The following is a 7,261-nucleotide window of genomic DNA, read 5'->3' as shown; positions in this document are numbered from 1 at the left end:
CCAAAACCCGAGGCCATCGCTCTCCTATCCAAAGTAGAGGTCATCGATTTACATCCAAACCTTGGCGATGTTTCGAGCGAGATAGAAGGCGAACTGATTGTAATAGATCCAGTGCAGGTCACGGCGATAGCTCAGCATCTTGAAGGCTGGTGGTTTGATGTGCTTGGAAAAAGGTTGGTCGATGACAAGACTGCATCCATTCCCGTTCAACAAATCCTCATGAAGGCTAGTGAGATTGGAAAGTCGTTTGGGGATTCAGCCCTTCCACTTTCAAATATCGAGGAGCTTGGGGCGAAAGAATACTCCCTCGACGATGAATCGGAGACATTCGTTCGACAGATGCGTGTTTTGGAACTTCCCGATAGCATGGTCGAGCGCGGTGCTAGTGACTATTACAAGGCCTACGCACAGCGGTCCAGATGGGCTAGAGAAAACTTGATACTAGACGATGAGCTTGCACGTTTCGATGCAAAGCTCAGTGACCGGTGGGAAAGAAAATTTGATGAAGATGTGCTCTTGGCCGACGCCAAGTCCAGCGAGGAAGAAATATCCGTCGGTCGCAAGTTGTTCCTGTGGGCGTCCAAGGATTCGCAACCGCTCAGGAATGTCGTAGAAACATGGATAACTGCCGGTTCTTATCACGGTCTTTCAGATAGGCTGAAGATCGGCTGGCACCCGAAGTTCAAAACCCTTTTCAAGACGGAGAGCAATGATGGCGGGTCTTGAAGCTTGGGAAAATCGAACACCTGAGGAGCGCAGCCTCTTCAATCCAGCGTTCCTTGGTGCACTGATATTCGACTTCACCAAGGAACATCAAAAATCCAGAGCTGATGGCACGCCGCTGACTTACACTGCCTTAGCTTTGGGATTGGCTCTACACAAACCGACGAGAGAGAGGCTCCCGTCATCTACAATCACGTCGATGTATGAATGGATTCAATCGAATGAGGACTTAAGGATTGGATTGGATGGTCGGATTTCAGGTGTGATGCCATACTTCCGAGAAGCTTTCATGTTCATGCTTGGACGAGAGATGATTTCCTTCGCAGATGGTCACAACATTAGGACAAACAAGTCGCGGGGAGGTTTGCCCGCTGCCTTTCTTCAGGATGCAACAACCGAGACAAAAGAGATTGCAAAGCAAATGAAGTTTCTTGCTAGATGGTTCGCTAAATCAGGATCGGAAACTTCGGTGCTGGCAGGCTGGGGAGTCAAGCCATGAGCTTTTCGATCAAAGCGATTGTTCTCTACAGCCATGACGGCGAGAAGCGCATTCTGCGCTTTGGTCCTGGTCTTAATGTCATTACGGGAAAGTCTAAGACGGGTAAGTCTGCGATCATCGACATCATAGATTACTGCCTTGGACGAGGCAGCTTCAACGTAGCGGAAGGCGAAATCAGAAAACGGGTATCCTGGTTTGGTCTACATCTCAGCAATAAAGGAGATGAAGTATTCATTGCCCGCGATAACCCAGGGCCGGGCGCATCGACTGGTTCAATGGTTTACTTCAGCAGAGGAGTGATTGCTGAGTATCCTGACGTAGAAGATATCGGGAAGAACACGACAGAAACCAGCCTGAAAACATTCGTTACTCAGTTCGCTGGTATTTTGGAGAACGAAAACCGGCCAGAAACCGGAACGCGTCCGCCGCTTGAAGCCAATATTTCTCATGCCCTTTTGTTGTGTTTTCAGCCGCAAGGAACTATCGCCAGCAAGGATCAGCTCTTTCACAGGATGAACGAGCCGTTCTTACCGCAGGCGCTTAAGGACACGTTTCCCTACCTGATCGGCGCAGTGGAGGAGGACCACCTTAGATATCTTTACGAGCTCGATGAGCACAAAAGAAGACTGCGTTTTTTAGAAGCGCAGGAAGCCAAGAAACTTCAGGCGATCGAGCTCAGTCGCAACCGCGTCAGCAGAATCGTCAATGAAGGAAAGCGCTTAGGCTTGATCCCTCAGGAATACCAGGCCGTTGATGATACGGTGTTTTCCTTTCTGTCAGATGTTGCTCAGACACAGGTAGATGGTCCGACCCTCATGCAGGATTTCGGTGAGACCATCCAAAGACTGGAAGGTGACCGCAGGGCACTAGCTCTACGATTGGAAGAGCTCAATCAGGATCGACGCGCTGCGATGGCGTTCCTATCCGCTCAGACCGATTTCTCCCGTGAAGCCACTGAACAGCAATCTCGACTCAGAAGTATCGGACTATTCAAGGGAGATAGCGGCAAGGAGGGGATATGCCCGATTTGCGAGTCTTCGCTCGATGCACCCGTGCCTTCAGTTGAACAAATCACCGAGTCGCTTGAGAAGGTGAGTTCAGCGCTTTCATTTGTGCACCGAGAGAGCCCGCATCTGCAGTCACATGTTACGGATTTAGAAAAGAACATCGCTGAGTTAACGGATCGCTTGCGCGATGTTCAGCGTGAGCTCAATACTGCGATTTCTTCTGATCAAGAAGCCAAAGCAGCCCAAGATCAGGTTATTGCCAGAGCAAGGTATCTTGGTCGCCTGTCTGATTTTCTTGAAACCCTATCACCTGACTCTGAAGACGATGATGTCCAGGAGCAAATTGCAGAGCTCAAAATCCTAATCGAAGCTGTCCAATCGAAAATCAACTCGGAAGAGACTGCGTCGCGCATGGACACCTTCTTGAATCTAATAGGCGACAAGATGACCGCCTATTCCCAAGAGCTTAGCCTTGAGCACAGCGGAAGCTCATTGAGGTTAGATGTCAAGAAACTTACCGTTGTGGCTGATACCGAGGACGGCCCGATCCCCCTGAGCCGCATGGGCAGTGGTGAGAATTGGGTTGGATACCATGTGCTTACCCATTTGGCACTTCATTGGTGGCTGAGACGCAAAGCGCGCCCAGTGCCTGGGTTCCTAGTCTTCGATCAGCCCACTCAAGCGTACTATCCGTCTGATGTTAAGCGCGGTGCGTTGGAAGAAATTGAGAAGGATGATGACCGGCTAGCTGTGCAGCAGCTCTTTCAGCTCATGAAAAAATCATGCGGTGAAATTGAGAGGCCCTTTCAATTGATCGTGCTCGATCACGCTCATTTGCGTGATAAGTGGTTCGAAGACGCAATCGTTGAAGAATGGCGTGGCGAAATTGCCTTAGTTCCCCATGATTGGCCGACGCAGTAGATGATCGGTGGGCAAGACTAACTTACTGAATTGTTCAATGGCGGGCATGTCCATTCCTCCGACCTCTGGGAACGCACGAAGTCGCTGGCGCAGCGAATGACAGGTTCGAAGGGCTGCACCGCAGCGAGTTTGACCGGTGGCCAACGGCGGCTTCGGGCCGAGCGCGTCGCGAGAAATGACCGTGTTTTGCAAGTCAACCTCGTCCCCTCACGCGCAAGAGCTGCCATTCGACCAAGAAAGAGGAATTAAGGGGGCATTTCCACCCCTTATACGCGGTGCAGCCGCCATACGACCCGAGTGAGGGTGAGCCGGGACGCCATATACTACGGTGTCCCGGTTCCAAGCGGCATACCTCCCCTCAATTCAACACCGGCCGCCGTTCCAGCTGCTCGGCCCGGTCGAGCATCCGCTGGACCACGCGCAGGCTCAGGGCGTCGGCGCGGTCGCGGTGGTGCTGGAGGGTCTCGATTATCGCGTCCAGCGCCGGGGCGGTCAGGCCCCGGGCCGCGCCCTCGCGCTGCGCGAAGCCGATAAGGTCCGACAGGGTCAGCGGCTGCAGGACCAGCGGCGGGCAGCGGCTCAGGAGCGGCTCGGGCAGGCCCCTGCGGCTGTTCGCGGTCATGATCCAGCCTATGCCGGACATGTCGAACGGCACGCGGTAGAACGGGCACTCCCAGCGGGCCGCCGTCTTCGGCTCCATCAGCGCGAGGAGCGCCTCGGTCAGGTTGTGGCGGGTGCCGGAGGTGTCGCGCACGGCCCCCGCTTTCTCGAGTTCATCGACGATCACGATGGGGTTCAGAACGCGGTGGTTCAGAATCGTGTCCAGCGGCTTGCCCGGGCCCGCGTTGGCCCAGCCGCGCTGCATCCCCGCCACCACGAAACTCGCCGCCTCCGCCGCCGCGTCGACCAGTGTGCTCGGCACCCCGAGCGCTGCGGCCAGGGCGCGCGCCCAATGGCTTTTGCCGATGCCCGGCGGGCCGACCATGATCATCGGCGGCAGCCGGAAGACCGGCGCGCCCTCCTGCGCGCAACGGCGCATCGCGTGCCAAGCGTTCTCCGTCGCCGGGGCCATCCAGGGCATCTGCGCATGCAGCCCCGCGGCAATCTCGTCGGCCCGGGCCTCGGTCGTGATAGTGGTGGCCCGGACCCCGTCCTTGACCGCCGCGAGGCGCGCCTTCTCGTCGGGCTTCAAGTGGGCAGTGCCACTCGCCGCACGGAGCCGATCGACATAAGCCGTGGCGCGGCGATGGATGCGGGTGAGGTCGTGCTCAGAGACCGCCCCGGTCGTATCGTCCCAGATCTCGACCGTGTCGTCGATTTCGTGACCACGCAGGCGCATGAGGTGCTCGCGCAGTCGGGAGGATATGTCGGAGCGGTGCGGGATGTCGCTGTCGAGGCGCGTCAGGAGGAAAGGCTCTCCGGCCATGGTACTGTCCTTTTCTGAAAGCAGCGGCGCACGGCAAGAGCCGCCACGCCGCCCCACCGGGGCGAGGGGCCGCGGCAGGCGTGTTGGAAGAAAAGAACCCGGGTGTCTTGGGGGCTGTGATTGACCGGCGGGGCTACGCTCGTCAATCGGGGAGAAGGCTTGCGCCGTAGGTCAGCATAAACGCCGCTTTTTCCGGAGCGGCATTTTCGACTTCTATATTTTTCAATGGGTTACGCGACAGTGGAAGAAAATAGGGGGTACGAGGGGGGTAAAAATCCCCCATAATGGAAAAAGTATGGGGGAATTTACAGGTTTCTCGTCACACGCCTAGCCGGAACACTTCGAATGCCCACAGGCCGCGCAGGTCATGCATCCCTCTATCATGCGCATATCGTAGCTGCCGCAGGACGGGCAGGCCGTTCTGGGTTTCATCTCGATCACCTCGGCCCGGGGGTCTGACTTGAGGCCCATTCCCTCGCCCGCCAGGAACCCGATGGCGACCATGTGCTTTTCGATCACATCGCCGATGGCCGCCAGGATCGAGGGCACGTAGCGGCCGCGCATCCAGGCGCCCCCGCGCGGGTCGAAGACGGCCTTGAGCTCCTCGACAACGAAGGACACGTCGCCGCCGCGCCGGAACACCGCTGAAATCATGCGGGTCAGCGCCACGGTCCAGGCGAAGTGTTCCATGTTCTTGGAATTGATGAAAACCTCGAAGGGCCGCCGCTGCCCGTTGTGGTGGATGTCGTTGATGGTGATGTAGATCGCATGCGCGCTGTCGGGCCACTTGAGCTTGTAGGTCGCGCCCTCCAGTTCGGTGGGCCGCTCCAGCGGTTCGGTCATGTAGATCACGTCGCCGGCATTGGCGTCGGCCAGGACCTCGGGGCTGTGCTCGGCCTTGCTCTCATTGTCCACCGACAGAACGCTGCCGGTGACCTCGTTGGGCCGGTAGGTCGTGCAGCCCTTGCAGCCGCTGTCCCAGGCCTGCATGTAGACGTCCTTGAAGGCCTCGAACGAGATATACGCGGGCACGTTGATCGTCTTGGAAATGGAACTGTCGACCCATTTCTGCGCCGCCGCCTGCATGCGCACATGGTCCTCGGGCGCCAGGGTCTGGGCGTTAACGAAATGGTCGGGCAGGTCGGCCTGAGTGCCGAATTTCTCGCGATACATCTGGACGGCGTAATCGACGACCTCTTCCTCGGTGCGGCTGCCGTCCTTTTGCAGGACCTTGCGGGTATAGCTGTAGGCGAAGACCGGCTCTATGCCCGAGGAGACGTTGCCGGCATAGAGGCTGATCGTGCCCGTCGGCGCGATCGAGGTCAACAGGGCATTGCGGATGCCGTGTTCGGCGATCTCGGCCCGGACGTCGCCGTCCATCTGCTGCATCGCGCCGCTGGCCAGATACCCCTGTGCATCGAACAGCGGAAAGGCGCCCTTTTCCCTGGCCAATTGCACCGACGCGCGGTAAGCGGCGCGGGCGATGGCGTGCAACCAGCGTTCGGTCTGACGCGCCGCCTCCTCGGAGCCGTAGCGCAGCCCGCACATCAGCAGTGCATCGGCCAGTCCCGTCACCCCCAGCCCGATCCGGCGCTTGGCGCGAGCCTCCTGCGCTTGGGCCTCCAGCGGGAAGCGGGAGGCGTCGACGACGTTGTCCATCATCCGCACGGCAGTGGCGACCAGCTCGTCCAGCTCGGCCTCGTCTATTCCCGCGCCGTCCTCGAAGGCGCCGTAGACCAGACGCGCAAGGTTGATCGAGCCCAGCAAACAGGCTCCATAGGGCGGCAGGGGCTGCTCGCCGCAGGGGTTCGTGGCGGCGATGGTCTCGCAGTAATTGAGGTTGTTCATCCGGTTGATGCGGTCGATGAAGATCACGCCCGGCTCGGCCTGGTCATGGTTCGATTGCATGATCCTGTCCCACAGGTCGCGCGCGCGGACCGTGCGCATGACCGCCCCATCCCAGATCAGATCCCAGGCCTGATCGGCCTTCACCGCCTCCATGAAGGCATCGGTCACCAGCACGGAGACGTTGAACATGCGCAGCCGGGCCGCGTCGGCCTTTGCGGTGATGAAATCCTCGATGTCCGGATGATCACAGCGCATCGTGGCCATCATCGCGCCGCGTCGGCTGCCGGCGGACATGATGGTGCGGCACATGGCATCCCAGACATCCATGAAGGACAACGGCCCCGAGGCATCGGCGGCCACGCCCTTGACCACCGCGCCGCGCGGGCGGATCGTGCTGAAGTCATAGCCGATCCCGCCGCCCTGCTGCATGGTCAGCGCGGCCTCTTTCAGGCTGTCGAAGATGCCGGCCATGGTGTCGGGGATCGTTCCCATGACGAAACAGTTAAACAGTGTGACGCTGCGATCCGTGCCCGCCCCGGCGGTGACCCGGCCCGCGGGCAGGAACCGGAAATCCTCAAGCGCGGCACGGAATTTCGGGGCCCACTCGGCCGGAGTATCCTCGACCGCGGCGAGCGCCTGCGCGATGCGGTCCCAGCTGTCCTCGACCGTGGCGTCCACGGGGGTGCCGTCGGCCTCTTTCAGGCGGTATTTCATATCCCAAATCTGTTCGGCGATGGGCGCGGCGAAGCGGGTCATGGTCCCTCCGGACAGTAACGTTGGGGCTGCGGGTGGCAGAATCGGCACCGGAGACTTAACTTACCAAATATAGCGCGCCAT

General features: G+C 58.7%; 5 protein-coding genes. 3 read left to right on the top strand and 2 right to left on the bottom strand.

Features of this window, described 5'->3' with window-relative positions; translation table 11 throughout:
* The 3 genes from BU124_RS14870 to BU124_RS13200 all read left to right on the top strand — a co-directional run.
* On the top strand, positions 1-726 hold a 726-nt coding region (locus BU124_RS14870; RefSeq protein ID WP_179141929.1), incomplete at its 5' end, for an ABC-three component system protein.
* A complete protein-coding gene (locus BU124_RS14640) occupies positions 713-1,222 on the top strand; it encodes a three component ABC system middle component (protein WP_143529999.1) in 510 nt (169 codons plus the stop codon). The genes BU124_RS14870 and BU124_RS14640, both read left to right, overlap by 14 nt.
* Complete coding sequence (locus BU124_RS13200) at positions 1,219-3,150, top strand: DUF3732 domain-containing protein (RefSeq protein WP_084864044.1); 1,932 nt, start codon at positions 1,219-1,221, stop codon at positions 3,148-3,150. The genes BU124_RS14640 and BU124_RS13200 overlap by 4 nt, the downstream gene beginning before the upstream one ends.
* Before the next feature lie 358 nt (positions 3,151-3,508).
* Here BU124_RS13200 and BU124_RS13195 read toward each other — a convergent pair whose 3' ends face one another.
* Positions 3,509-4,576, bottom strand: a complete 1,068-nt coding sequence (locus tag BU124_RS13195; protein WP_084864043.1) for an AAA family ATPase — start codon at positions 4,574-4,576, stop codon at positions 3,509-3,511.
* Between the two features lie 327 nt (positions 4,577-4,903).
* On the bottom strand, positions 4,904-7,180 hold the full coding sequence (locus tag BU124_RS13190; RefSeq protein WP_084864042.1) for an adenosylcobalamin-dependent ribonucleoside-diphosphate reductase: 2,277 nt from the start codon (positions 7,178-7,180) through the stop codon (positions 4,904-4,906).
* Positions 7,181-7,261 lie beyond the last annotated feature (81 nt).

This window comes from Salibaculum halophilum (genome assembly GCF_002094885.1).
Taxonomy (GTDB): Bacteria; Pseudomonadota; Alphaproteobacteria; order Rhodobacterales; family Rhodobacteraceae; genus Salibaculum; species Salibaculum halophilum.
The sequence above is the reverse complement of the archived record's forward strand: the minus strand, read 5'-3'. Positions and strand labels throughout refer to the sequence as shown.

Coding starts and splice junctions, on each gene's coding strand:
- BU124_RS13200 (WP_084864044.1), top strand. CDS start 1,219: ATGAGCTTTTCGATCAAAGCGATTGTTCTCTACAGCCATGACGGCGAG.
- BU124_RS13190 (WP_084864042.1), bottom strand. CDS start 7,180: ATGACCCGCTTCGCCGCGCCCATCGCCGAACAGATTTGGGATATGAAA.
- BU124_RS13195 (WP_084864043.1), bottom strand. CDS start 4,576: ATGGCCGGAGAGCCTTTCCTCCTGACGCGCCTCGACAGCGACATCCCG.
- BU124_RS14640 (WP_143529999.1), top strand. CDS start 713: ATGGCGGGTCTTGAAGCTTGGGAAAATCGAACACCTGAGGAGCGCAGC.